The 26,006-nt window shown below is 62.0% G+C and carries 24 protein-coding genes; 18 read left to right on the forward strand and 6 right to left on the reverse strand.

Features of this window, described 5'->3' with window-relative positions:
- Nucleotides 1-99 precede the first annotated feature (99 nt).
- The 4 genes from B1781_RS06070 to pdsR form a co-directional block, all read right to left on the reverse strand.
- A complete protein-coding gene (locus tag B1781_RS06070; RefSeq protein ID WP_078118799.1) occupies nt 100-531 on the reverse strand; it encodes a hypothetical protein in 432 nt (143 codons plus the stop codon).
- A gap of 180 nt (nt 532-711) precedes the next feature.
- Nucleotides 712-897 carry a hypothetical protein gene (locus B1781_RS06075; RefSeq protein WP_078118800.1) on the reverse strand — a complete coding sequence of 62 codons (186 nt, stop codon included), beginning with the start codon at nt 895-897 and terminating at the stop codon, nt 712-714.
- A gap of 144 nt (nt 898-1,041) precedes the next feature.
- Nucleotides 1,042-3,117, reverse strand: a complete 2,076-nt coding sequence (locus tag B1781_RS06080; protein WP_125931944.1) for an ATP-binding protein — start codon at nt 3,115-3,117, stop codon at nt 1,042-1,044.
- Nucleotides 3,118-3,122: 5 nt separating this feature from the next.
- Nucleotides 3,123-3,818, reverse strand: coding sequence for a proteobacterial dedicated sortase system response regulator (gene pdsR / locus B1781_RS06085; RefSeq protein WP_078118802.1), 696 nt, complete (start codon nt 3,816-3,818; stop codon nt 3,123-3,125).
- Nucleotides 3,819-4,199: 381 nt separating this feature from the next.
- On the opposite strand from pdsR, the gene B1781_RS06095 reads away from it, so the two are divergent.
- The gene (locus B1781_RS06095) at nt 4,200-6,287 is read left to right on the forward strand and encodes a marine proteobacterial sortase target protein (RefSeq protein WP_078118804.1); all 2,088 of its coding nucleotides are present in this window, start codon (nt 4,200-4,202) and stop codon (nt 6,285-6,287) included.
- Nucleotides 6,287-6,850, forward strand: coding sequence for a class GN sortase (locus B1781_RS06100; RefSeq protein WP_164513274.1), 564 nt, complete (start codon nt 6,287-6,289; stop codon nt 6,848-6,850). Before B1781_RS06095 ends, B1781_RS06100 begins: the two co-directional genes overlap by 1 nt.
- Here B1781_RS06100 and B1781_RS06105 read toward each other — a convergent pair.
- Nucleotides 6,837-8,357: a GGDEF domain-containing protein gene (locus tag B1781_RS06105; protein ID WP_078118806.1), complete on the reverse strand. Its 1,521-nt coding sequence runs from the start codon at nt 8,355-8,357 to the stop codon at nt 6,837-6,839. The genes B1781_RS06100 and B1781_RS06105 overlap by 14 nt on opposite strands.
- A gap of 193 nt (nt 8,358-8,550) precedes the next feature.
- On the opposite strand from B1781_RS06105, the gene mrcB reads away from it, so the two are divergent.
- The 12 genes from mrcB to B1781_RS06165 all read left to right on the forward strand — a co-directional run bounded on the left by mrcB (nt 8,551) and on the right by B1781_RS06165 (nt 20,261).
- Nucleotides 8,551-10,878, forward strand: a complete 2,328-nt coding sequence (gene mrcB, locus B1781_RS06110) for a penicillin-binding protein 1B (RefSeq protein WP_125931946.1) — start codon at nt 8,551-8,553, stop codon at nt 10,876-10,878.
- 37 nt (nt 10,879-10,915) lie between these two features.
- Nucleotides 10,916-11,455: a tetratricopeptide repeat protein gene (locus tag B1781_RS06115; RefSeq protein ID WP_078118807.1), complete on the forward strand. Its 540-nt coding sequence runs from the start codon at nt 10,916-10,918 to the stop codon at nt 11,453-11,455.
- 21 nt (nt 11,456-11,476) lie between these two features.
- Entirely contained in the window at nt 11,477-11,764 is a 288-nt protein-coding gene (locus B1781_RS06120; RefSeq protein WP_078118808.1) for a hypothetical protein, read from the forward strand.
- A gap of 110 nt (nt 11,765-11,874) precedes the next feature.
- The gene (locus B1781_RS06125) at nt 11,875-12,372 is read left to right on the forward strand and encodes a hypothetical protein (protein ID WP_078118809.1); all 498 of its coding nucleotides are present in this window, start codon (nt 11,875-11,877) and stop codon (nt 12,370-12,372) included.
- A 23-nt stretch (nt 12,373-12,395) separates the two neighbouring features.
- Entirely contained in the window at nt 12,396-14,300 is a 1,905-nt protein-coding gene (locus tag B1781_RS06130; protein WP_078118810.1) for an ATP-dependent DNA helicase, read from the forward strand.
- Nucleotides 14,301-14,332: 32 nt separating this feature from the next.
- Nucleotides 14,333-14,911 (forward strand): hypothetical protein, encoded by a 579-nt coding sequence (locus B1781_RS06135; RefSeq protein ID WP_125931947.1) that lies wholly within the window; start codon nt 14,333-14,335, stop codon nt 14,909-14,911.
- The gene (locus B1781_RS06140; RefSeq protein ID WP_078118812.1) at nt 14,856-15,422 is read left to right on the forward strand and encodes a TlpA family protein disulfide reductase; all 567 of its coding nucleotides are present in this window, start codon (nt 14,856-14,858) and stop codon (nt 15,420-15,422) included. The genes B1781_RS06135 and B1781_RS06140 overlap by 56 nt, the downstream gene beginning before the upstream one ends.
- Nucleotides 15,423-15,450: 28 nt before the next feature.
- Nucleotides 15,451-16,092 (forward strand): LysE family translocator, encoded by a 642-nt coding sequence (locus tag B1781_RS06145; RefSeq protein WP_078118813.1) that lies wholly within the window; start codon nt 15,451-15,453, stop codon nt 16,090-16,092.
- A gap of 137 nt (nt 16,093-16,229) precedes the next feature.
- Complete coding sequence (locus tag B1781_RS06150; RefSeq protein WP_125931948.1) at nt 16,230-17,909, forward strand: SulP family inorganic anion transporter; 1,680 nt, start codon at nt 16,230-16,232, stop codon at nt 17,907-17,909.
- 62 nt (nt 17,910-17,971) lie between these two features.
- Entirely contained in the window at nt 17,972-18,379 is a 408-nt protein-coding gene (locus B1781_RS06155) for a secondary thiamine-phosphate synthase enzyme YjbQ (protein WP_078118815.1), read from the forward strand.
- Between the two features lie 23 nt (nt 18,380-18,402).
- Nucleotides 18,403-18,876 (forward strand): ABZJ_00895 family protein, encoded by a 474-nt coding sequence (locus B1781_RS06160; RefSeq protein WP_078118816.1) that lies wholly within the window; start codon nt 18,403-18,405, stop codon nt 18,874-18,876.
- 395 nt (nt 18,877-19,271) lie between these two features.
- Nucleotides 19,272-20,261: a GGDEF domain-containing protein gene (locus tag B1781_RS06165; RefSeq protein ID WP_164513275.1), complete on the forward strand. Its 990-nt coding sequence runs from the start codon at nt 19,272-19,274 to the stop codon at nt 20,259-20,261.
- A 55-nt stretch (nt 20,262-20,316) separates the two neighbouring features.
- On the opposite strand, the gene B1781_RS06170 is transcribed toward B1781_RS06165, so the two are convergent.
- Complete coding sequence (locus B1781_RS06170; RefSeq protein ID WP_078118818.1) at nt 20,317-21,258, reverse strand: sulfur oxygenase reductase family protein; 942 nt, start codon at nt 21,256-21,258, stop codon at nt 20,317-20,319.
- Between the two features lie 191 nt (nt 21,259-21,449).
- Here B1781_RS06170 and B1781_RS06175 point away from each other — a divergent pair, with 191 nt between their 5' ends.
- The 4 genes from B1781_RS06175 (at nt 21,450) to B1781_RS06190 (ending at nt 25,964) form a co-directional block, all read left to right on the forward strand.
- Nucleotides 21,450-22,424, forward strand: coding sequence for a quinone oxidoreductase family protein (locus B1781_RS06175; protein WP_078118819.1), 975 nt, complete (start codon nt 21,450-21,452; stop codon nt 22,422-22,424).
- A 14-nt stretch (nt 22,425-22,438) separates the two neighbouring features.
- Nucleotides 22,439-23,116 (forward strand): tRNA (adenosine(37)-N6)-threonylcarbamoyltransferase complex dimerization subunit type 1 TsaB, encoded by a 678-nt coding sequence (gene tsaB, locus B1781_RS06180; RefSeq protein ID WP_078118820.1) that lies wholly within the window; start codon nt 22,439-22,441, stop codon nt 23,114-23,116.
- Nucleotides 23,117-23,183: 67 nt separating this feature from the next.
- Nucleotides 23,184-24,623 (forward strand): exodeoxyribonuclease I, encoded by a 1,440-nt coding sequence (sbcB, locus tag B1781_RS06185; protein WP_078118821.1) that lies wholly within the window; start codon nt 23,184-23,186, stop codon nt 24,621-24,623.
- A gap of 36 nt (nt 24,624-24,659) precedes the next feature.
- The gene (locus B1781_RS06190; protein ID WP_078118822.1) at nt 24,660-25,964 is read left to right on the forward strand and encodes an MFS transporter; all 1,305 of its coding nucleotides are present in this window, start codon (nt 24,660-24,662) and stop codon (nt 25,962-25,964) included.
- The last annotated feature ends 42 nt before the right edge of the window (nt 25,965-26,006 follow it).

Here is a 26,006-nt window from a genome sequence, read left to right on the forward strand (position 1 = left end):
GCAATGACGAAAAAAGGCGTCACCGCCGTGAGGGGCAGTAACGCCGAAGATCGCACCGGGCGAGGTCAGACACACCCGGTGCAGTCTTGTGCCGGCGTGTTACCAGCGTCGGTCGTAGCGGCGATCGTCGTTGTGGTATGCGTAGCGATCACTATGGCGATGTGCGTCGTTGTGTTTGCTGCGCGCAATCATACGGCTGGTTTTGTCCAGTTCCTTAACCAGTCGCTTGCGTTCACCTCGCGAGTAGTGGCCGTCTTCGCCGAAGTGGCGCTCGAGCCACCTGACTTCGCGACGTTGTTCGCGAATCCGGTGAAGCTCACGCTGGGTGATCTCGCCCGAGCGTACGCCTTCGCGGATGCGTTTTTTCTGTTTGGCCTGGCGTTTGTCGACCGTGCAGATGAAGCAGTCGCCCTTGTGATGGCCGTGTCGGTGTTCATGGCCGTAGCGCTCGCCACCATGTGCCTGGGCCGCGCCCGACAAGGCGGCGACGGCGACCGTCAGTGCAATCAGTGATTTCTTCAAAGTGTTCATGGATGCTCTCTCCGTTTTGACTGAATGCCGGGCCGTTTCTCGACCCTTGCGGACATCCTAGAAAGTGCAGGCTGAACACTGACTGAACAGTTTCGAAAAAAAACCGGTGCGCGAAGTCGTCGGGCCAAGCGGCGCCTTGAGCGGCTTAAGCGAGCGAAAGCGTAGAGTGGGAGACTGCGTTCAGGCGCCGCCGTGACGCAGCAGAATAACCAGCGCGATGCAGATGACGCTGACTGGCCACCAGAATCCCTTTGCCAGGCTCGAGGGAGTCTTTGCAGCCGGTTTTGACGCAAACTTGTGTGCCTGCACACCGCTGGATAGCAGCATGCTCTGTTCGTCGCGGGTTTTGTCAGGACGCTTGTTCATAATGTCAGCACTACCGGTTTCATATTCCCTATCGGCGCGAGCCAACAGCTTTTGAGTGCCGTGTGCGCGCGAATGGGGACTACCTTGAACCAGTTGTCAAAAGGTAGGCATTGCGCAAACGCAATACCGGAATAAGCATCCGGTTTAGGCGTGAACCCGGTCGCGCGGCAGAGACATGCCGACGCTCACCCCGTCGGCCGTGTTTTCGGCGCCGGCTTCGCCGCCATGGAACTCGCAGATCAGGCGCACCAGGTACAGACCGAGACCCAAGTGCGGTTCGTCCTGACGCCCGGCGCGCCCCGAGTACATCGATTGGAAAATGGCGCCGCCATCGGGCAGGTGGGGGCCGGTGTTTGTCACCGAAAGACGCACGGCCTTCGGGCCGGCGTCGAGAGCAATCACGATCGGCGTATCGTTCTCGTGAAAATCGACCGCATTGCCGATCAGTTTATCCAGCGCCTGGCTTATCAGATCGGGTACGCCATCGAACGGCATGGCTTGTGCGCAAATGTCGAGCTGCAAGTTCACGCCGGGATGGAGTACGCGGTAGCCGTCGACCTGGTGACGTAGCAGGTCGGCCAGGTCGAAGTGCACGACCTCCGCGCTATGCAACGCCTGTTCAAGACCGGTCGCTTCACGCAGGCGGATCAGGATTTGCTCGAGGCGTTCGGCGCCGTCGCGGGCGCGATTCAAGTAGGCAGGCCGGTCGCTGTCTGCCGACTGCTCGGCATTGTCGAGCGAGCTGCGAACCACGGCCAAGGGCGTGCGCAACTCGTGTGCAAGTCGCGATGCCATCGCTTCGAGATAGTGATTGTATTCGTGCAGTCGTTTCAACACGCTGGCGAAACTGCGTCCGAGGTCGCCGACCTCGTCCTTGGAGCGATCGGGTTGCAGCGTACCGATAATCCTGCCGTCGTGGCTGACTGCCGATTCCACCCGGTCCCGCAGTCGCGTGATGCGCGATGCCAGCAGGCTGGCGAATACCAGCAGGCCAAGACTGGTGATGGCGAACAACAACAGGGTCACACCGAACAGCCGTTGCAGCGCGAGGTTCTGGATCGACAGGATGGCGTTCGTCGTCTGCTCAACCAACACGGCGCCGAGTATGCCGTCGCTGCGCCGAATAGGTACTGCGGCGCTGACCACCACGGCGTGACCGTGACGCGGCTGTCGGCGGAAGTTGGCGGGTGTTCCGCGCAGCGCGTCGACAACCGGCTGTACGTAAAGGTCGCTGCGGTCGTCGGGCAGATCGGCCACCGCATCGGCATCGTGCGGCAACACCGCGAGAATCAGGCGCCGAATAAACCACGGCATACGCTCGGCGTCGGTACTCAACGGCGCATCCTCGTCGAGCTGGCCGGAACGGGCGAGAACCAATCCCTGGTGATCGGTCACCCAGATGCGGGTGGCCGGCGGCGTGACGGATGCCAACACGGCCTGCAACTGATCGGCCGGGCGTACGATCCGACCAACCGCATCGGCCGGAAACATCCGGCCGCTCGCCAGTACCTGATCGGTGGAGCTATCGAAGATACGCAGTGAAAAGCGATCGCCGATGCGATTGCGCGGGATGCGCAGTTCCAACGTATAGCCGTTGCGATCGGCCTGCCAGTCGCCGCGAATGGCCGGCTCGTAGTCGAGCAGACGCTGAATGTGTTCGGGATCATTCGGATCGGTCTTGAAGCGTTGCCGTCGCGCTACCACCCAACCGGGTGCCTGTGGCTGCAAGCGGTAGCGTTGCAGCACGCCATCTGCGTCGGTGAAAGCGATGTCGACCGCATCGCCGTGTTCGCCAAACACGGTTTTCGGGTCTTTGACGCCGAGCAATAGATAGAGATAACGGCCATGAGAACCCAACAGGATGCGCGCTTCGAGGGTGCCATCGACGGATTCGAGCGTGATGAAATTGTGTTTGTCGCGTTCCCATTCATCGCGATAACCATCGACCTGGGGCGGCTTGTCGAAGCTGTGCAGAAACAGGTTGCGAAAGGTGAGCGCCGAACCCGGTCTGGCGACATCGTGAAACACGTCCTGCTGCGCATGCATGATGTTGGCGACTGAATTTGCCGTCGTCTGCAGTGCCTGATCTTGCGCGTCGCGCAGAAAGTGTTCGGTCTCTTGGATAAAGCGATAGCCGGCCCACGGAATGCCGAGCAGCGTCAGCGACACCAACAGCAGTTTGAAACGAACGCGATGCCAGAAACGAGGTCGACCCGCCATCGTCGTCAGTCCTGCGTCAGCCACCGATAGCCGGCCCCGTACACAGCCTCGATCGCATCGAAATCCGGATCGACGCGCTGGAACTTCTTGCGAATGCGTTTGATGTGCGAGGTGATCGTCGCCAGGTCGACGTAGGTGTCGGCTGCCTCCATGAGTTGCTCGCGACTCTTTACATGACCGGGATTGCGCACCAGCGCGTGCAGAATCCACAGTTCGGTGACCGTGAGTTCGACGGCCTGATCCCGCCAGGTAACGCGCATCTGCTCGGCCTGCAGCCGCAGAGCCCCTTCTTCGATGACGCCTTCGCTGTGAGACTGTTCATGCTGGGCGTCGATGCGTCGGAACAAGGCGCTGACCCGCGCGGTGAGTTGGTGAAGACTGACATCCTTGGTGACGTAATCGTCGGCACCGACGCGCAAGCCGGCGACTACGTCGATGTCGCTGTCTCGCGCGGTCAGAAAGATGATCGGCAAGGTCGCCGACAGGCTGCGCAGCCGACGGCAGAGTTCGAATCCACCGTCGAACTCGTCGCCGAGACCGATATCGAGGATCGCCAGATCGGGTAGCCGGCGGCTCAGTGCTTCGGCTGCCGTGGCGCGCTCGGCGAATGTTTCGACCCGATAGCCTTGGCGGCGGAACAGGTCGGCGTAGTTCTCTCTGATGGCGGGTTCGTCTTCGACGATGGCGATGGTTCGGGCCATGCGTGTGCGTAATCCATTAATGCGTTGTGCTGCGCAGTTTAACTGCAAAAAATCATGTGCCTGCGTTTTGCCACTTTTCGTCCGCGATTTTCCCGTCTGCCGCGATCGCTGTGCCATTTCGTGCGCGTTTAATTGCCCACATACCGGCGCGGGCCATGAGGCCGATCCCCGCCAGGGAGGGCACGCTGGTTCAAGTTGGAGGAAACGACATGGATATGCGCAGAGATCGCACGCGGCAAGGCAGACCGGTCGAGCACTGGCTCTTATTGGGCGCAAGCGGCGTGCTGCAGCCGCTGAGCGAGGAGTTTATGTATTGCGCGTCGGCAAAGCCGGCGGGGCATACCTGGCAGCGCCAGGTGCAGCCAACAGGGAGTCGCCGCCGTGGCACAGACTGATCGATTTGCCTGGCTCGGCCTGCTGAGCCGGGCACTCTTGGTGGGTGTGGCCGGCAGCGTGGTTCTCGCGCTGGCGGTGTTGGCTTTCACCATGCCGGCGGCGGCCGCCGACAACGAGTCCTTACAGGGGCTGAGGCTCTATGGTGCCGAAGGCAAAGAGCTCGGGTTCGCCCCACAATTGCAGACCGATGTGTTTATCGACGTGACCGGCGCGATCGCCCGCGTTCGGGTTCAGCAACGCTTCACCAACCCGGGCGATGCCTGGGTCGAAGGTATCTACGTGTTTCCCCTGCCGGAAGACAGCGCGGTCGATCGTATGCGGCTGGTCTATAACGAGCGCGTGATCGAAGGCGAGATTCAGGAAAAGGCGCAAGCGAAGCGACTCTACGAGCAGGCCAAGGCCGCGGGTAAGGGTGCCAGCCTGCTCGATCAACAGCGCGCCAATGTGTTCACCACCGCCGTCGCCAACATCCCACCGCGCGATACGGTGCTGGTCGAGATCGAGTATCAACAATCGCTGCTCTGGCGTGACGACAGCTATTCGCTGCGATTCCCGATGGTCGTGGCGCCGCGCTACATACCGGGCGCGCCAGCGGAGCCGGCAAGCGACAATAGCGTTCGTCAGGGTTGGGCGGTGCCGACAGACCAGGTGCCGGATGCCGATCGGATAACGCCCCCGGTCGCCGCCGGCGCGCCGCAAGATTTCAACCCGGTGCGGCTGACGGTGGAACTCGACGTGGGTCTGGAACTGGCGCAAATCGACAGCGCCAATCATCCCGTGATTATCGACAACACCGGCAGCGGCACCTATCGCGTTACGTTGGCCAGCGGCGGGACGGTTGCCGACCGCGATTTCGTGTTGCAGTGGCAGCCGATCCTGTCGCAACAACCCAGCGCGGCATTGTTCAACGAAACGTGGGGCGACGATCACTATGCCTTGCTGATGGTCATGCCGCCGAAGACGCGCGAGGTGTTACCCACGGTATCGCGCGAGTTGATTCTCGTTGTCGATACCTCGGGTTCGATGCACGGCGATTCCTTGGTGCAGGCGAAAGCAGCGTTACACAAGGCACTGCAGCAACTGCGGCCGCAGGACAGGTTCAATATCGTGCAATTCAACAGCACAACGCAGTCGCTGTTCCCGAATGCCGTAGCGGTCGATGCGACCACGTTGGCCGAGGCGCGAGGCTACATCGCCGGGCTGCAAGCCGATGGCGGTACCGAGATGTTGCCGGCGATGCGGGCCGCGCTGCGCGATGAACAATCCGATGGCCTGTTGCGCCAGATCGTGTTCATGACCGATGGCGCTGTCGGCAACGAGCAGCAGCTGTTTGAGTTGATCGCCGCCCGGCTGGGCCGCAGCCGACTGTTTACCGTCGGCATCGGTTCTGCACCGAATGCCCTGTTCATGCGCAAGGCTGCCGAGTTTGGTCGCGGCACCTTCACCTATGTCGGGAGTACTGCCGAGGTCGAAGCCAAAATCGGTGCGTTGTTTACCCAACTCAGTTCTCCCGTGCTTACCGATGTGCAGCTCCGTTGGTACCACGACGATGCGCTGACGGTGGTCGATCAGGCGCCGCGCACGGTTCCCGATCTGTACGCCGGCGAACCGCTGGTGGTCGCCGTCAGCGCCGCGCAAGCGCCGACGCGCGTCGAGATCGTGGGTCGGCTGGGTACAAAGCGCTGGAGCCATTCAGTGGATCTGCATGGCGGCGGAAAGGGCAGTGGCGTGCACGCCTTGTGGGCCCGCCGCACCATTGCCGATTGGATGGCGCGTCTGGTCATGGGCGAAAGCGCCGATGTGGTCAAGCGTGCGGTAGTCGATTTGGCGCTCGATCACCATCTGGTGAGTCGCTATACGAGCCTGGTTGCCGTCGACCGCACGCCGAGTCGGCCGCAGCAAGATCAGCTGAAGTCCGGCGAGGTCGCGGCGCGCCTGCCCGCGGGATGGTCCGCACAAGCGGTATTCGGCCGACTGCCGAGCACAGCTACCGATGCACGCCTTTACCTATGGGCGGGTTGTGCGCTGTTGTTGCTGGCCGGGCTCGCTTCGCGCCGCTGGAGGAACGCCTGATGCGCGGGTCGCTGCAGAGACTGTTGTTGGTCTGCGGCCTGGCGTGTGTCGCTTACGGTACCTACATTCCGGCCAAGGCATGGCTTGCCCAAGGCCTGTTGGAATCCGCGTGGGAGCGACGCCTGGCCGGTGAGGCATCGCCCAAACCCTGGCCGTGGGCCGACACCGTGCCACTGGCGCGACTCACCCAGCCGCGCCTGGGTATCGAGCAGGTGGTGTTGTCCGGTTCGAGCGGCCGGGTGCTGGCGTTTGGTCCGGGTCACATCCATGACTCGGCCCGGCCCGGGCAGGCGGGCAACGTGGTGCTCAGCGGTCACCGCGATACCCATTTTCGCTGGCTGAAAGAGCTGCGCGACGGCGACGAACTCGAACTACAGATCAGCGACGGTCGTGCGCGTCGTTATCAGGTCATACAGCGCGCCGTGTACCACGAGGACGAGGTCGGCCTGACCGATCCCCTGGATGGCGATCAGTTGCGCCTGGTCACCTGCTATCCGTTCGAAGGCGTTGATAGCGGCACACAGCAACGTTACGTGGTTACTGCGCGCCCTATAGTGCTTTAGCGGTTTTGTCGGGGTCGGGGCGGGCGACGGCGAAGCGGCTGTGACGGATCGAACGGCGTTGCTTGATTGCATACATCGCAGTGTCGGCGGCGTCGAAGACATCGGCAGGCGTAGCGTAGACGTCGGCATCGATATAGGCGGCGCCGATACTGAACTGACAACTGTCGACAGACGGTGTCGAGTTTTCCATCAGTTGGTGATCGTAGTCATGAATCAGCGCCGTCAGCCATTCTTCCAACGCCTCGGGCAGCATATTGGTCAGGATCAGCGCGAATTCATCACCGCCCAGGCGTGCGACGATATCGGTCGCACGGATACGCGAGCGCAGGTAAGCCGCGGTATTGCGCAGCACACGGTCGCCGCTGTGGTGACCGAACTCGTCGTTGATGTGCTTGAAATCGTTGAGGTCGATGATCACCAGGATCGACGGCCGTTGGCGGCGCGATTGTTCATGCAGGTGGGCCAGCATCAGGTCGAAGTAGCGTCGATTGAATACGCCGGTAAGCGGGTCGGAAAGCGATTGGTGGCGCAGTTCGTCGCGCTGCGTCTGGATCTTCAGCGCCAGGTGCTGGATGTCGCTGAGCAGGATCTGCGTTTCCTTGATCGAGGTGTTGCTGTCGGAATACTGGTAGCGCCCCGCGAGCACGTCGGCCAGCGTCGAATGCACGCGCGACATATCGGATTTGAAGCGCCACAAGGTGCGCCGCACCAGGTAGATGATGACGACGGCAGCCAACGTGAGAATGGCGATATCGGTGGCCAGCATCTCGGTGATATACGAACGCGATTCGACGCCCGGCCGGCGCAGCACCAGCTGCCATTCGGTCTCCGGAATAGTGGCCGAGTAGACCGCGGGTTCCTGAAAGCCGGCAGTCGCACCGGTGACCAGGCGGGCCGAGCCGGCGGCATCGCGCAGTTCGAACTGGTCGCCGTCGCGCGTCATGTTCTTCAGCAGGTCCTCGATCACGCTGAGACGGAAGCTGACGAACAACGATCCCGCGGTCTCGCCGGATGGCGATACGATCGTGGTCAGCAGATCGAAATGCTCCAGGCCGGCAACGTCGGTATGCAATAGTGGGTACCCGATATGTTCGCCGTGCGACAGCTTGCGCATGTCATTTTGGCAGGCGTCGCCGATGCGTTGGGCAAGCGGGTCGCCGAACACGACGCCGTGTTGCGACACCAACGCGGTGCCGAGGGAACCGGGCAGAACTCGTGCGACGTTCAGCGACCAATCGGTCATATCCTGGCTTTCGCCGAACTCGAGCAGGTTGCCGACTTCGGGATTGTTGGCCATCAGGTGCAGAATGCCCTGGTAGAACTGAACCTGGTTGCGTACCGCGATTGCGGCATTGCGCACAGTATCGAGTGCTTCGGCTTCCTGCCTTGTTTCGAGCGTTTGGTAGTTGGACTGCAAGACGTAGAGGCCGGTGCCGGTAGTGATCACAGTGACCGTGATCAGCAGCGCGATCAATAAGCCGGCGAGCTTGGCAATCGATATCTGCACGAACTGGAATCCTATCCATTCAATCCATGATGACAAGAGTATCGTCGAAGCTTGGCAAAACCTTAAGGGGTGGAAGGGAAACGTTTTTGCGATACAGCTCCTTCGCTTGGCGCCTCAAGTACGCGAAGATACGCGCGCCGCAAGGACGACCGGTCCCGAAACGCGCCGACAGAAGAGTTGAGTAGAAGCATTCATGGCAGCGAAAAAAAAGAAAGCGAGCACTCGTCGCCGAGGCAAACGCAAGACAACGACAAAAAAACCGAGAATCTGGTGGCGGGTACTGCTCGGGCTGGTGGTCTTCGGTGCGCTGGTGATCGGCGGCTACAGCGTCTATCTCAGCAAGACGGTGCGGGTGAAGTTCGACGGCAAACGTTGGGCGGAACCGGCACAGATTTTTGCGCGTCCACTCGACCTCTACGTCGGTGCCAGCGTATCGCCGGCCCAATTGAAGGCCGAGCTGCAGTTTCTCGGTTATCGCGCGGTTTCCAAGGTCAGCGGACCGGCGCAGTGGTCGCAGAAGGGTAACCGCTTCACGATCCATACCCGCGATTTCCATTTCTGGGACGGCGATGAGCAGGGGCGGACGATTGTCGTCGACACCTCACGCGCCGGCATCACCCGGATGCGCGGGCAGGGGAGCGACAATCTCGACCTGGTGCGACTCGAACCGGCGTTGGTCGGCAGCATCTATCCGGCGCACAACGAAGACCGTGTCCTGGTCAAGCGCAGCGACCTGCCAGATCACCTGATCTGGGGGCTGTTGGCGGTCGAAGATCGCCGCTTCTACGATCATGCCGGCGTTGACCTGCGCGGTATCGCGCGCGCCATGATCGCCAACATTCGCGCCGGTCGAACCGTGCAGGGCGGCAGCACGCTGACCCAGCAATTGGTCAAGAATTTCATCCTGACCTCGGAGCGTTCGCTGTGGCGTAAGTTCAACGAGGCCTTGATGGCCCTGATCGTCGACGCACGCTACGACAAGGACGAGATTCTCGAGGCCTACGCCAATGAGATCTTCCTCGGCCAGGAGGGCGATCGCGCGATCCACGGCTTCGGCCTCGGTGCGCATTTCTACTTCAACCGGCCGCTGCGCGAACTGCGCCTGCATGAAACGGCGTTGCTGGTGGGCTTGGTGCGTGGTGCGTCTTACTACAACCCGCGCAAGCACCCGCAGCGGGCATTGGAACGTCGCAACCTGGTGATCACGCAGATCCTTGAACAGGGCTTTATCGATCAGGCGACCGCCGACGCGGCGCGCAAGCAGCCGCTGGGTGTGACCAAACGTGGCTCGGCCAACGATTACCGTGTGCCGGCCTTCGTCGATCTGGTGCGTCGCCAATTGCGCCGCGACTACCGCGAGGAAGACCTCACATCGGAAGGGCTGCGCATCTTCACCACGCTCGATCCCTGGGTACAGCAACAGGCGGTCAAGGCACTACGCAAGCGTTTGGCGCAGATCGAGAAGGCGCGTGGTATCGAAGCCGGCAGTCTGCAGGGTGCGTTGGTGGTGTCGTCGGCCCAGGATGGCGAGATCCAGGCGCTGGTGGGCGACCGCGATGCCGGCTACAGCGGTTTCAATCGTGCCCTCGATGCGGTGCGTCCGATCGGCTCGCTGGTCAAACCGGCGGTCTATCTCACGGCGCTGTCGCAACCCTCGCGCTACACGCTCAGTTCGCTGATCGACGACCAGCCGGTCGACATCACGCTACGCGGTGGTCAGCGCTGGCAACCGAAAAACTACGACCGCCAGGTCTATGGCGAGGTACCGTTGCACGAGGCGTTGGCGCGCTCGCTCAACCTGGCGACGGTCAATCTCGGTCTTGAGATGGGGCTGCCACCGATCATCTCCACGCTGCATGCGCTCGGTGTGAATCGCGACATCCCGCCTTATCCCTCATTGCTGCTCGGCTCGGTTTCGCTGTCGCCGCTCGAAGTGACCCAGGTCTACCAGACGATCGCCGCCGGGGGCTTCCGCTCACCGCTCAAATCGATCCGCGCGGTACTCGATGCACGTCAGCAACCCCTGCAGCGTTATCCGCTGACCGTGAGTCAGGCGGCCGATCCGGCGGCGGTGTTTCTGTTGACGCGTAACCTGGTCGAGGTGACCGAGGCCGGCACCGCCGCTGCACTGCCGCGGTATCTTTCCGGCGGTCTGCAGGTTGCCGGCAAGACCGGCACGACGAACGATCTGCGCGATAGCTGGTTCGCCGGCTTTTCGGCCGACCGCGTGGCGGTTGCCTGGGTCGGTCGCGACGACAATGCATCCACCGGTCTGACTGGGGCGAGCGGTGCCCTGCCGGTCTGGGCCGACCTGATGGCCAACATCGACAATGCCTCGCTGCAACTCGTGTTGCCGCCCGGGGTTGAATATCATTGGGTCGATCAATACGGTCGTCTGGCCGCGGAAACCTGCGAAGGTGCGGTGGCGTTCCCGTACATTTCCGGTTCCGAGCCGACGGAAACCGCGGAATGCGTCGAACAACGCGGTTTAGGGGGTTTCCTTCAAAACCTGTTCCAGTAATCTCGGCGCTCAGTAATTAGCCAGGTGGAAAGAGTTCATGCTTGAGTTTGTGGGTGATCGCTGGCGCACCGCCGTGCGCGGCATCGTGCTGGTCGGATTGACCATGGTTCTGGCGGCCTGTGGCGGTTATACCCGTACCGACCGCCCGGCCGATGTCGAAACGCGTAGCGAAACACCGCCGCCGACCGACGGCCGCCCGCAGATCGCGGCGTACAAGCCGCCGGCACAGCCTAAATTCGCCAAACCCGCACCGAAACGGGCCGTCGAGGTGCTGATGCGGCGTTCGAGCGATCAGCAGCGCGCCGGTGATCTCGACGGCGCCACCGTCAGCCTTGAAAGGGCATTGCGTATCTCGCCCGACGATGCGGCGCTGTGGAACCGCCTCGCCGAGGTTCGCATGGCCCAGCAGCGCCACGCGCTGGTCGTCCAGCTTGCTGCCAAATCGAATGCACTGGCGAGTGCCAACGATCGCGATCTGCGTCGCCGCAACTGGTTGCTGATTGCCGGTGCCAAGCGCGCCATGGGCGACGCCTCCGGGGCGCGGTATGCTGAGAACCAGGCAGCCGCATCACGCTGAACTAAACGGAGCCCGCACGCCATGGCCGATATCCAGCTTTCATCCGAACTACTCGACGACATCCAACAGGCGGTGTTGAAACAAGACCCGGACGCCGACGCCGGGGTTGTCATGCAATACCTGGTCGCCGTGACCGGCTACATACTTGCCAACCAACGCTCGATGCCGCCGGCCGACCGCGAAGCCTTTCTCGACGAGCTGTGCGGCTTTGCCCGTCATGTGCACGACGATGTTTCCAAGCCCGCCGCGCAGCCGGCCGCACCACCGGCAGGCCAGGCATTCGGCTACTGGGAACCGCCGAAGAGCTGAGTGCGGCGGCTGGACCTCACCGCGTTGGTCGCGGTGAATTTCCCTGTCGCACTGAAGTCTTACGCCGCTTCGGTATAGAATCTCGGTACTAGACCGAGAGTGATGCCCGTTTGAGCAATCCCTACGCCGCCGACAAACTGATTGCGCAAGCCCGCCAGCTGGCGGCCGAATATCGCCGGACGATGGGTAAACCGCTGCCCGGCATCAGCAATGAGATCGCCGAACACGACGCCGCCCGCCTGTTGAACCTCGAGCCGTCGTCGAATGCCGAGGCCGGCTGGGACGCCGTCGATCCGCAGAGCGGTGCACGCATCCAGATCAAGAGCCGCACCATCTTCGACGAGAGCAAGAGCGGACAACGCATCGGCCAGCTCAAGATGAACCAGCAATGGGACGCGGTGGTGCTGGTGTTGATGGACGAAGACTACGAGCCCTACGAGATCTACCAGGCCTCGCGTGATGACCTGGCCGAGTTCGTGGATGCGTCCAGCAGCAGCCGGCAGAAGCGCGGCGCCATGTCGGTGGCGCGCTTCAAGGTGATCGGCGAACTCGTCTGGGACAAGGTCAACGGTCGCCAGGACGGCGTGTGGGACAACCAGACCGGCTGATTGCCGCGTTTTCTGTATAGCGAATGGATATCGATGATGTACTCGGCCCCGAAGGGCTGTTGGCGCGCACCGTTGAGGGTTTCGCCTATCGTCAGCAGCAGCTCGAGATGGCCAACACGGTCGCCGAGGCGTTGGAGCAGGGCGGCCAACTGATCGCCGAGGCCGGCACCGGTACCGGCAAAACCTTCGCCTACCTTGTACCGGCGTTGCTGTCCGGGCAGAAGGTCATCATCTCCACCGGTACCCGCAACCTGCAGGACCAACTCTTTCTGCGCGATCTGCCCCGCCTGCGCGATGCCATGGCCAGCCCCGCCAAGGTCGCCCTACTGAAGGGCCGCGCCAACTATCTGTGCGTGCATCGCATGGAGACCAATCTGCAGGACAGCCGCGGCCACACGCCCGAGGGTCTGCGTTGGTTGCTGCAGGTGCGCGACTGGGCGGGCACGACCCAACGCGGCGATATCAGCGAGCTTGCCGATATTCCCGAAGATGCCAGCATCTGGCCGCTGGTGACCTCGACCACCGACAACTGCCTGGGCCAGGAGTGTGCGGCGTGGAGCAAGTGTCACCTGGTCGAGGCGCGTCGGCGCGCGCAGGAGGCCGACGTGGTGGTCGTCAATCATCACCTGCTGTGCGCCGATTTCGCGATCAAGGACGACGGTTTCGGCGAGCTGTTGCCCGGTGCCGATGCCTTCATCATCGATGAAGCGCACCAGCTGCCCGAGGTCGCGAGCAATTTTTTCGGCACTACCGTGAGTACGCGCCAGATCGTCGACCTGACGCGCGATACCCAGGCCGAGTATCACCGTGAGGCGGGCGATCTGCCGAAGATCCTCGAACAGACCGATGCCACCGCCAAGGCCGCGCGTGATCTGCGCCTGGCTTTCGGCCAGTCGCTGCGACGCGGTGCCTGGAACGAGGTTGAGGCAGACGATGGGGTGATGCATGCGATCGACCACTGCCGCACGCAGCTCGATACGCTCAAACAGATGCTCGAAGCGATCCAGGGGCGCGGCAAGGGGCTGGACGCCTGCATGGCGCGTTGCGAGACGTTATCGCTCGAGCTGCAGCAACTGGTTGAACCGTCTGAGGGCAGCGAAGACATCCGCTGGTTCGAGACGCACACCCAAAGCGTGCGCCTGAACAGCACACCGTTGGACATCGCCGACGTGTTCGGTCAACAGATGCAGCGTCACCCGGCGGCCTGGGTGTTTACCTCGGCAACGCTGGCTGTCGGCGAGAGTTTCGAACACTTTCAGCGCCAGCTCGGCGTGTTCGACGCGACCACCCGCAAGTGGGACAGCCCCTTCGACTACCAGAACCAAGCCTTGTGGTTCGTGCCGCGCGGCATGCCGCAGCCGAACGAACCCGGCTACACCGCCGCGGTTGTCGATCTTGTCGTGCCGATCGTGCAGGCCAGTCGTGGACGCGCGTTTCTGTTGTTCACCAGTCATCGTGCGTTGCGTGAAGCGGCGAACCTGCTGGCCGATGAGGTCGATTTTCCGCTGCTGGTGCAGGGCAGTGCGCCGAAGGCCGAGCTGCTCGAACGCTTCGTTGACGACGGCAATGCCATCCTTCTCGGCACCGCCAGTTTTTGGGAGGGCGTCGATGTGCGCGGCGAGGCGCTGTCGCTGGTGGTGATCGACAAGCTGCCGTTCGCCTCGCCGGGCGATCCGGTATTGCAGGCCAGGCTCGACGCGATCAAACGGCGCGGCGGCAATGCCTTCATGCAGCACCAGGTACCGCAGGCAGCGATCGCGTTGAAGCAGGGCGCCGGCCGCCTGATCCGTGATGTGACCGATCGCGGCGTGTTGGTAATGTGCGATCCGCGGCTGTTGAAAAAGGGTTACGGGCAGACGTTTCTCGATGCCATGCCGGCATTCGCCCGCACGCGCGAACTCGAACAGGTATTGGCGTTTTTCGATTAGACTCGGGCGTCTGTCCATGCAAGGGGAGTTCGATGCGTTCAGCCAATATGGCGCGGTGGATCCTGGCGCTTGCCACGACGCTGCTTTGCGCAAGTGCGACGGCAGGCAGCGACGTGGTCGTCGAGGTCGAACCCGAGACCGGGATCAAACATTGGCACTATGAAGGCGATGGGCTGGCCATTGAGTTGGTCCAGGTCCCACCCGATTTCATCCGCGCGAGTTACAGTGCGCGCGATCTGCCGGACGATGTCATCGAGCCGGTCGCCACGCGTTGCGTATTCGGCACCATCATTCGCAATGTTGCCGGCAAACCGCTCAGCTATCGCGTAGCCGATTGGACCTACAAAGTAGAAGGCGGCGACGAACAAGCGATCAAGACCAAGTCGGATTGGCTCAAAGAATGGCATGGCATGGGGGTGCGATTCAGTTGGTCGATGTTGGCTGACGATGTCACCTTTGCCGAGGGTGACTGGATACAGGGGTTTACCACCCTGGCGGAACCGCACGGTAGTCGTCTGGACATCACGGTGCGCTGGTCCATCGAAGGAAAACACTATGAAAAGAAATTGCCTGATCTTGAATGTGCGCCGGCACCTAACAACGGCGCTTAGTCTGCTGGTGCTGGCAGGCGGCCTGGGCGCGTTTGCTGCACAGGCGGCTGAACTGCCGCCGCTTGGTCACCAGATGAATCCGATCACGCCGGCGATCGAAGCACCGGCATTCGAACTGCCCGACATGGACGGCGAACTGCATACGCTCGAGGCGTATCGCGGCAAGGTCGTCATGCTGAACTTCTGGGCGACCTGGTGCCCGCCGTGCCGGCGTGAAATGCCGTCGATGCAGCGCCTGTACGACAAGTATGCCGAGCGAGGCCTGACCGTCGTTGCGGTCAACCAGTGGGAAGATCCTGACCTGGTATTCGAGTTCACCGGACGTTTGAGTGTCGATCCGACGTTTCCGATTCTGTTCGATCGCGACAGCCGGGTGGCAGAGGCCTACAAGGTGAAAGGGCTGCCGACGACCTACCTGTTGGACCGCGACGGCCGGATCCGCTACCAGGCGATCGGTGGGCGGGAGTTCGATCATCCGGAAGTGGAACGGCTGATCGAAGGCCTGCTGTGAGCCTGGTTTCGTCGGCGGAGGACATGGCATGACGGTTGAGACATCCGACTTGTTGTTGTTCGCCGGTTTTTCCTTGGTCATGGTGCTGACGCCCGGGCCGAACATGATCTACCTGATCTCGCGCTCGATCTGCCAGGGGCATATGGCCGGCGTGATCTCGCTGATGGGCGTGATGCTCGGTTTCGTCGTCCACATGTTGGCGGCGGCACTCGGCCTGTCGGCGTTGTTTTTGACCGTGCCGATCGCCTACGACGCGGTCAAGTTGGCCGGGGCACTTTACCTGTTGTATCTGGCCTGGCAGGCGGTCAAGCCAGGCGCACGTTCGCCGTTCGAGGCACGCGATCTGCCGGCCGATGGCACGGTCAAGCTGTTTGCGATGGGCTTTTTGACCAACCTGCTCAACCCCAAGATCGCGATCTTCTACCTGTCGATCTTTCCGCAGTTTGTCTCGCCAGAGCATGGCTCGGTGTTTATGCAAAGCCTGCTGCTGGGTGGGATTCAGATATCCGTCAGCTTTACGGTCAACCTGGCGATTGCCCTGTCGGCAGCCGGGGTGGCGGCCTGGTTCAGTCGCAATGCCACCTGGCTGGCGATTCAGCGTTACCTGATGGGTGGTGTGCTCGCCGGTCTAGCGGTTCATCTGATCAGCGAAGAACGCCGCACCGCCTGATCCAGGCTTGTGCCTGAGTACGCAAATACTCATCCGTTGGCGTGTCCAATGATGCCCGGGACAAAACCTTAGTTTGTGTATGTCAACTGGCCTGATGCCTGCTAGAGTGCTCGGCTTCGTCCGCTCGAGAAACCACCTTGCCCCATCGTCTGATCAATGGCCTGCACTTCCGTAACCTTCGCGGCGATATCTACGGTGGTTTGACTGCAGCGGTCGTGGCTTTGCCGTTGGCACTGGCGATGGGGGTTTCGTCGGGCGCGGGCGCGATTGCCGGTGTCTACGGCGCGGTCTGTGTCGGGTTCTTCGCCTCGTTGTTCGGCGGTACACCGTCACAGGTCTCCGGCCCAACGGGGCCGATGACCGTGGTGATGGCGGCGATATTCACCCAGTACACGGCGATGTTTCCGGCTGACCCGGCACATGGTGCGGCGATCGCCTTCACCGTCGTGATGATGGGCGGCGTTTTGCAGGTGCTGTTCGGTCTGCTGCGATTCGGCAAGTTCATCGAACTGGTACCGCTGCCGGTCGTGTCGGGATTCATGAGCGGTGTCGGCGTGATCATTGTGCTGCTGCAATTGCCGCCCTTGCTCGGCTCTGCCGCACAAGCAGGGCCGCTGGCCTCGGCCGCCATGCTGCCGCAGGCGTGGCAACAGCTCAATTCACCGGCGCTGATCCTCGGCTTGCTCAGCCTGCTGATCGTCTATCTCATGCCGGCCTCCTGGGGTCGCTATGTACCGTCACCGTTGGTCGCTCTGATCGTGGGGACGCTCGCAGCGATGCTGTTGTTGCAGCCGGACGCACTCCCGATCCTCGGCGATATCCCGACCGGACTGCCGTCATTGCAGTGGCCGACCATCGAAACGCCGCTGCTGGCCGATATGTTCGTGTCGGCACTGACGCTCGCCGCACTGGGATCGATCGATTCGCTGCTGACGTCCTTGGTGGCCGACAACGTAACCCGCACCTATCACAATTCCGATCGCGAACTGATCGGCCAGGGCATCGGCAACTCGGTTGCCGGTCTGCTGGGCGGGCTGCCGGGTGCGGGCGCGACGATGCGCACGGTCGTCAACGTCAAGGCCGGCGGACGCACGCCGATCTCCGGCGCACTGCATGCGCTGGTGCTGCTGGCCATCGTGTTGGGCGCCGGCGCACTGGCCAGCCACATACCGCACGCGGTGCTGGCCGGCATCCTGATCAAGGTCGGCGTCGATATCGTCGATTGGGATTTCTTTCGCCGCCTGCGCAACACACCGAGCACCGAGGTGTTCGTCATGCTCGTGGTGCTGGGCCTGACCGTCTTTGCCGACCTGATCGAGGCGGTCGCCGTGGGCATGGCGATCGCCGGCCTGCTGTTCATGAAGCGTATGTCCGATCTGCAGTTGGCCAGCATCAACGTGTACCGCGATGTCGACGAAAGCACGCCGCTTGCGGTTGAGGAAAAGGCAATCGTGCGCGCCTCCGGCGGCAGGATCATGCTGATCCACTTCGGCAGCCCGATGAGTTTCGGTGCCGCCAAGGGTATGGCCCGGCAATTGTCCATGGTGGCCGGCTACGATGTGTTGGTGCTCGATCTCTCGGATATGCCGATGATCGACTATACGGCGACGCGCGCACTGCTGGACGTAGTGAGCAGCGCATGTGAATCGGGTCGGCGGGTCGTCATTGCCGGTGGCCGCAAGCCGGTGATGAAGATGCTCGATACCCAGGGCATCACGCGTGCGGTCACGGTAGCCTGCCAAGGCAGCCTGCAACCCAGCCGGATCGACGCGCTGCGCTTTGCCGCATCGCTGTTGGAGCAAGCGCCGCCCGGCTAGCGCGCGGCGTCGCAGCGACAAGCGGCTTGCAAGCAGCGCCTTCGATCGCCAATGATTGCGCTATGCGCGACCTGATCCATCTGAAAACCCGCAGTCGTGAAGTGCTCGTCGATATCACCGACGAGGTGCGGCGTGTCGTCACGCAGTCCGGCATCCGCAACGGCCTGGTCAATGTCTACGCGCAGGGCGCGACCGCTGCGGTCATGATCCAGGAGAACTGGGACGACAGCGTGCAGACGGATGTCGTCAACCTGCTACGTGAACTGATCCCCAAAGGTGTTTGGCTGCATGATCGGCAGGACGGCAACGGCGACTCGCATCTCAAGGCCGGTTTGGTCGGCCCGTCGGAGTCGGTACCGCTGATCGAAGGCGAACTCGGCCTGTCGCGTTGGCAGAACATCTTTTTTTGCGAGTTCGACGGTCCGCGCAGTGACCGGCGTGCCGTGGTAACTATCGTGAACACCGACTAGGCGAATGCTGAGCGGGTCTTTACATGTCTGAACATGTTGAACAACAGCCGGCTGCAGTGGCCCGCTATGTGTGGCGCTATACCATCGTGTATTCGCTCGCGGTATTGGCGACCGCTGCGGTGTTGCTGATGCTGGATATCCAGGGCAACGCCGGCGCCGCCATGGGAGCTGTCGTGATCGGTGTCGTGGCGGCAGCCATGTTGTTTGTAAAGGAACAGCGGCGGGTTCCGACGCCGGCGGAACGCGGGTGGCTGGTGGCCGGCTCCCTGCTGACCAGTTGGCTTATCTCGCTACTGCTGTTCGCGCTGTTTATCGTTGTGATGACGGGCTTCGAGGGTTTGCGCGCTTCGCTGTTGCTGCTGGGCGACTATCAATTGCACGTGCTTATCGGTGTGGTTGCCGTCTCGAGCGCACTGCATGCACTGGTTTTGTGGTTCTTCTACGGTCTGTTCGCCAAGCAGCAGTTGCGCGCGTTGCAGCAATCAGACGGCGCCTAAAAGCCGCACGGGCGTGACGCCCGCGACGCAGCCGATAATTTTCCCTTATCGGTGTCATGACATATACTCGACCCAGACCGCACCGTGAAATGCAGTCTATTTACACGGTATACGGGCGGAATCGCGAGCCAGGCACCGGGAAGAGTCAAGCCAGCGATCGCTTTCAAGGACGAGCCAAGCGTGCGACCGATATCGGGTTGATGGCTTCCATGTCGAGTGGGCCGTCGATTCGCCGGCCAGGTCATTGATAAAACTGATAACGACAACATGCACCAAGGCGTGTTTGGGATGCATGGACAGTAATGGCCGAACGATTAGATTTGGAACCGGTATCCGCGTGCGCTGCAGTCGCGCCCGATGAGGGCAGTGCGCCCATTGCGCGGCGAGAAGAGCAGATGACCATTGATGGTTTCGAGCAATTCAGCACCGCGATTGGACTTAGCCGCCAAAAGGACGGCGTTTCACTTACCCGTTGCCTGATCGACCAACTCCATAACCAGCTCTCTGGCTCGCATGTGTGCGTGATGGAGGTCTACGGTCACAGCACGCCGGGGGCGCAGAAGAAACAGCTCACCGCTGCCGACGTCACGATCAAGCGTTTTGACGATGCGAGCGAACGCGTCGCGTCAGGCAGTGCCATCGATCCGCTGATGCCGGCGATCCAGTCGCTGCAACCTTCGGTCGTCGCTTCCGAACAATACGACACAGACCGGCTGATCATTCCAATCCCCGGCGAGATAGGTCCGCTACGTCTCGTCGTTGTCGACGGTGTACCGCTCGATCCCTTGCTGCGTGCCAAATCGCTGCAGATCGTCGAGATCTATTCGAACCTGATTCGGCTGATGGACAGCCGCGAACGCGACGCGCTGACCGGCCTGCTGAATCGTCAGACGTTTACCTCGCTGTTCGAAATGGCGTCACGCCGTGCTGCCGGTTTGGAAAACGGCATGTTGACCCTGGCAGTGCTCGACATCGATCACTTCAAACGGATCAACGACAACTACGGGCACCTGTACGGCGACGAGGTGCTGTTGCAGTTCGCCCGCCTGATGGACCGCACCTTTCGTTACACGGACGATCTGTTTCGTTTCGGCGGCGAGGAGTTCATCGTACTGCTGGAAACCGCCGCCGGACCCGATGCACCGAGCAACGCGCTCGAGCGTTTTCGCAAGGCGGTGGAGGCGCATGTCTTTCCCGGTGGACAGCGGGTGACGGTGAGCATCGGCTATGTCGCGTGCTCTCCGGGTATTCTGCCGACCACCCTGGTCGACCACGCGGATCGCGCGTTGTATGCAGCCAAGCAACAGGGAAGAAACTGCGCGCTCGACTACGCGAGCGTTGACAAGTCCGAAGGCGGTGAGAGCGGCGAGGTGGATCTGTTCTGATCCCGGCCATCGACACCGGCGACAGCCGCGAGGGCTGTCGCCGCCATTGCACGACCTATTTCAGACCCTGCAGCACCTCGCGATAGGTGTGTTCGCGGAACATGGATTCTGCGATACGCACGGTTGGAATCGTCAGGCAGTTGTTCAGCACCTTCGGTCCGTGCACGAACAAGATCTCGGGCTTCACGTTGACGTGCGGCATACCGCTTTGCGCCGAGCGCAGGTCTTCGAACTCGACCATGGTCAGATACTCGGCCGGGATCGTGTAACCCTCCCAGACCTCGGCAGCGCGCTTGAGCTTGGTGCCCGAGCTGTCTTTCAGGTCTTCCATCAGGGATTCGACGGTGGCGTGGCCGCTACCCAAGGTCGACAGGCCGATGCGCTTGAGGATCTGGTAGCCGATCACGCCGGCGGTTTCCTTGAGCATCTCCATGGTCTGAATCTCGCCTTCTTCGAATTCGGATTCTTTGCCCGGTTTCACATGGTGATAGGCCAGGACGGTGACCGTCTCGCCGGAGTCGAGCGCATAACCGCGGGTATCGCCATTGTTCTCGAAGCCGCGTTTCATCATCTGGTTTTTCGACAGCAGCTTCGGCAGATCGCTTTTGACGACCCGGTAAATGGGTTCTTCCGGACCGTCGAGCAGCATGCCGCCGCACTTGGCGCACGAATCCACGACCACGTCCTCGAAGGTCTCGTGGAACAGTTCGTGGGCGTCGACGCTATCCCAATAGGTGAACTGATCGATCCAGATATGCGACAGTTCGGTCATCATGTCGGAACTGCCGGCCCAGCGCATACCCATCGGGCAGACACCGCGCTGGCGCATCAGGTCGAAGCCGCGAAAGCCGGGCGTCAGCGCCGTGGTCAGGCACATCTTGCTGCTGGCTTCCTTCATCATGCTCATCAGGTTCGGGTCGTTGCGTACCAGAACCCGGTTGATCGCAACGTACAGCGGCGATTTCGGCTCGGCGTCGTAGAGCGCTTTGATATCCATCGGCAGGTTGTCCTCCGTATTGCCGTTATTGTTCCAGCCCCGTTGAGCTGCCGGATTTTAGATACCTAGGGTGCCGGAATGACTGCGCGAAAGTCCATGCGTTTTGTAGGGAACAGCGACAATTCAAAGCCCAACTTGTGAAGCGCGCCGCGGACAAAGAGAATGACGGTTTACCCCGCCCGGAGAACGCTATGACTCACGCGATTCGCATCCATCAACACGGCAATGCCGACGTGTTGCGCTGGGAACCGATCGAGGTCGGCGAACCCGGCGTGGGCGAGGTGCGCTTGAAACAGACCGCCTGCGGCCTGAACTTTATCGACGTGTACCAGCGTGACGGTCTTTATCCGGTCGGCGATCTGCCGGCGGTGCTCGGCATGGAGGCGGCGGGCGTGATCGAGGCGGTCGGCGAAGGCGTTGTCGGCTTGGCGGTCGGTGATCGTGTTGCCTACCCGATGTGCCTGGGTGCCTATGCCGAGGTGCGTCTGATTGCCGCTGACAAGCTCGTCACGCTGCCGGAGAGCGTCAGCGAGCAGCAGGCCGCGGCGATCATGCTCAAAGGGCTTACCGCGCATTACCTGCTGTTTCGCTCTTACCCGGTGCAGCCGGGTGATGCGATCCTGGTCTATGCGGCGGCGGGTGGTGTCGGTTTACTGCTCAGTCAATGGGCCAAGCACCTTGGGGCAAGCGTGATCGGCTGTGTCGGCTCGGAAGAAAAGGCCGAGTTGGCCCGGGCAAACGGTTGCGATGAGGTGATCATGTACCGCAGCGAGAACATCCCGCAGCGCGTGCGCGAACTGACGGACGGCGAAGGCGTGGCGGCCGCCTACGATTCGGTGGGCAAGGCAACCTTCATGGATTCGCTCGATTCATTGCGCCCCTTCGGCGTGATGGTCAGCTACGGCAATGCCTCCGGTCCGGTCGAACCGTTCAGCCCGGCTATCCTGGCACCCAAGGGCTCGCTGTATGTCACGCGCCCGACGCTGGCCACCCATATCGCGACGCGCGAACTGCTCGACGAGGGTGCCAACCGTCTGCTCGGTGCGGTGACCGATGGTCTGCTGCACATCCAGATCAACCAACAGTACCCGCTGGCCGAGGCCGCCCAGGCGCATCGCGACCTCGAGGCGCGCAAGACAACCGGATCGACCGTGCTGACGGTCTGAGCCGAGACAGTGTAATGAAACTCCTCGCTATCGATACCACCGAAGACGCCTGCTCTGCTGCCCTGTCGATCGACGGCATGGTCGACGAACGTTTCGAGATCGTGCCGCGACGACACAGCGAGCATATCCTGCCGATGATGGAGGCCCTGTTGGCCGACGCGCAGTTGACGTTGCGCGATCTCGATGCGCTGGCGTATGCGCGCGGACCTGGCTCATTCACCGGTGTGCGGATCGCGGCATCGATCATCCAGGGTTCGGCGATGGGTGCTGATCTGCCGGTGGTGCCGGTATCGAGTCTGCGGGCACTTGCCCAGGGTGCGAATCGCACAGACGGAGCGGCGGCGGTACTCAGCGCCCTCGATGCACGCATGAACGAAGTCTATTGGGGCGCCTATCGGTTGGATGCTGAAGGCATCATGCAGCTCTCGGGCGAAGAAATGGTATGCGCCGCGCAGGATGTGATCGTACCCGGCGGTGATGGCTGGTTCGGCGCGGGCAGCGGTTGGGGGCCTTACTCGGCGGCTTTGGGCGCACGCGCCGGCGTGGAGCAATTCAATAGTGAACTGTCGGTGCATGCCGCGGATGTGGTGCGCATTGCTGTGGCAAAGTTCATCGAAGGCGGCGCCGTTGCGGCCGAAGCCGCGGTGCCTGTCTATCTGCGTGACCAGGTTGCCTGGGCAAAGCAGCGCTGATTACCTGAGCGCAGCCCATAGGCGTGGCGCTTGAACATCTGATACTCACGACTCCGATCAACGATTCATGTCCGAACCACGCAGCTTTTACTGGCACGACTACGAAACCTGGGGAGCGCAACCGGCAGTCGACCGCCCGGCGCAGTTCGCCGGCTTGCGCACCGATCTGGATTTCAATCCGATCGGCGAGCCGCTGGTGGTGTATGCACGACCGGCCGATGATTTTCTGCCGCATCCCGAGGCCTGCCTGATTACCGGGATTACGCCGCAGGAAGCACGCGAGAAAGGCGCGCCCGAGGCCGACTTCTTTCGTTTCATCCACGATGAGTTGTCGCAACCGGGCACCTGCGCACTTGGCTACAACACCCTGCGTTTCGATGACGAGGTGACGCGCTACGGTTTCTACCGCAACTTTTTCGATCCCTATGCACGCGAATGGAAGAACGGCAACTCGCGTTGGGACATGATCGACGTGGTGCGCCTGACGCATGCGCTGCGACCGCAAGGCATCGAGTGGCCGGAGCGCGAACCGGGTGTGGCCAGCTTCCGGCTCGAGGACCTGACGGCGGCGAACGGCATCGAACACGCAGGCGCGCACGATGCGCTGGTCGATGTGAAAGCGACCATTGCGCTCGCCAAGCTGGTGCGCGAACGCCAACCCAAGCTGTTTCAATTCGCGCTCGGCAACCGCGACAAACACAAGCTGGCGACGCAGCTCAATGTGCGCGCCCGCCAGCCGGTGTTGCACGTATCGGCGCGCTACCCGGCAAGGCGCGGTTGTATTGCGGCTGTCGTGCCGCTGGCGATGCACCCGACCAATCGCAATGGTGTGATCGTCTACGATCTGCGCACCGATCCGACGCCACTGTTGGCGATGTCGGCCGAAGAGATCCGCACCCGGCTGTATACCGCGACGGCGGATCTGCCCGATGGTGCTGAACGCATACCGTTGAAGGTCGTCCATATCAATCGTGCACCGGTGGTCGTGCCGATGGGTACGCTGACTGAAGACGCTCGGGAGCGTTGGCAGATGGATGCGACTGCCGAGCAGCGGCACCTCGATGCATTGAACGGCGCTGCCGGGCTCGACGCCAAACTCGCCGAGGTGTTTTCGTCCGAAGGGCGTTTCCCGCCGCAGGCCGATCCCGACCGCGATCTGTACGGCGGGTTTCTGTCGGACGAAGACCGACGCCGTTGCGACCAGGTGCGGCGCACGCCGCCTGAAGAACTCGGCGCACTGCATCTGGCGTTCGATGCACCCAAGCTCGGAGAGATGTTGTTTCGTTACCGTGCGCGCAACTGGCCGGATACGCTTGATCACGCCGAGCGAGTGCGTTGGGAGTCGTTCCGTCACGAACGCCTGACTGATCCTTCGGCCGGCGGATCGATCGTGCTGTCCGACTATCGCAAGACCTTGTCGCGCATGGCAGTCAACCTGTCATTGACAGAAAAACAACGTGCTGTCGTCGACGCATTGCTTGATTGGCCAACGGAACTCGGCCTCTGAACTACCCGAAATCCATTGTCCGAGAGTCCGTTTGCCATGAATGCCGTGCATGCCCGTTTCAACCGCTGGCGTTGGTTGATTTACTTCATCCTGATCATCTCCTACATGGTGGTGTTCTTTCATCGCATGGCGCCGGCCGCGGTCTCCTCGGATCTGATGAAGGCCTTCGGCACCACCGGTGCGGCGCTCGGGTCGCTGGCGGCGATGTATTTCTATATCTACACCGCGATGCAGGTGCCCTCCGGCATCCTCGCCGACACTTTGGGGCCGCGCATCAGCGTGACCATCGGTTCGTTGGTGGCCGGTGTCGGTTCGATCCTGTTCGGCCTCGCCGACACTCTGGCGGCGGCATCGACCGGGCGGTTTCTGGTCGGCCTTGGCGTATCGGTGGTGTTCGTCGGCCTGATGCGCAGCAACGCGGTGTGGTTCAGCGACCGCCACTACGGCAGGGTCAGCGGGCTGACGCTGCTGCTCGGCAACCTCGGTTCGATCATGGCGGCGGCACCGCTGGCCTGGGCGCTCGCGTTCTTTTCCTGGCGCGAGATCTTCATCGGCATCGGCGTGCTCACGCTGGTGATGTCGGTGCTGACCTGGTTGTTGGTGCGTAACCAGCCGCAGGACCTGGGCCTGCCGTCGGTGCGCGAGATCGAGGGCCTGCCGGAGCATGCAAAGACGCACCCGCATTGGTGGGGTTCGCTCAAGGCGGTGTACGGCAATCTCGCTGCCTGGCCGGGTTTCTGGGTCAACCTCGGTGTGACCGGCAATATGTTCAGCTTCGTCGGCCTGTGGGGCGTGCCGTTGCTGCGCGATGTGCACGGTCTCGATAAAACCGAGGCCTCCGGCTACACCACCGTGAGCCTGATCTGTTTCGCCGCCGGTTGCCTGTTCATGGGTTGGTTGTCCGACCATCTCGGGTTGCGCAAGCCGGTGATCCTGGCGACCGGTTTGATGTCGGCCGCCGCCTGGTTGTGTTTCCTGTTCATCGACTGGGGTCCCGGCCTGAGCGGCTACCTGCTGTATGGCTTGGTCGGCCTCGGTGCGAGTGGTTTCGTGCTGACCTATGCCGCCGTCAAGGAGGTGTGCGCACCGCGCAGCGCGGGCATGGCGATCGCGTTGGTCAACACCGGCCTGTTCCTCGGTGCAGCGATCATGCAGCCGGCCTTCGGCTGGGTGTTGGACCTGACCTGGGGTGGGGCCGAGACAAACGGCGTGCGTCACTATGCGTGGAGCGATTACCACAACGGCCTGTGGCTGTCGTTTGCACTCGCGGTTGTTGCCGTGGTCGCCGCCACCCGGGTGCACGAGACTTATTGTCGCAACGTCAGTGCCGAACGCGGATGACGCCGGGTGAGCGCTTCATCGGTGACTAGCCGGGTGCTCGAC

The sequence above is a fragment of the Thiosocius teredinicola genome (assembly GCF_002009425.1).
GTDB lineage: Bacteria > Pseudomonadota > Gammaproteobacteria > Chromatiales > Chromatiaceae > Thiosocius > Thiosocius teredinicola.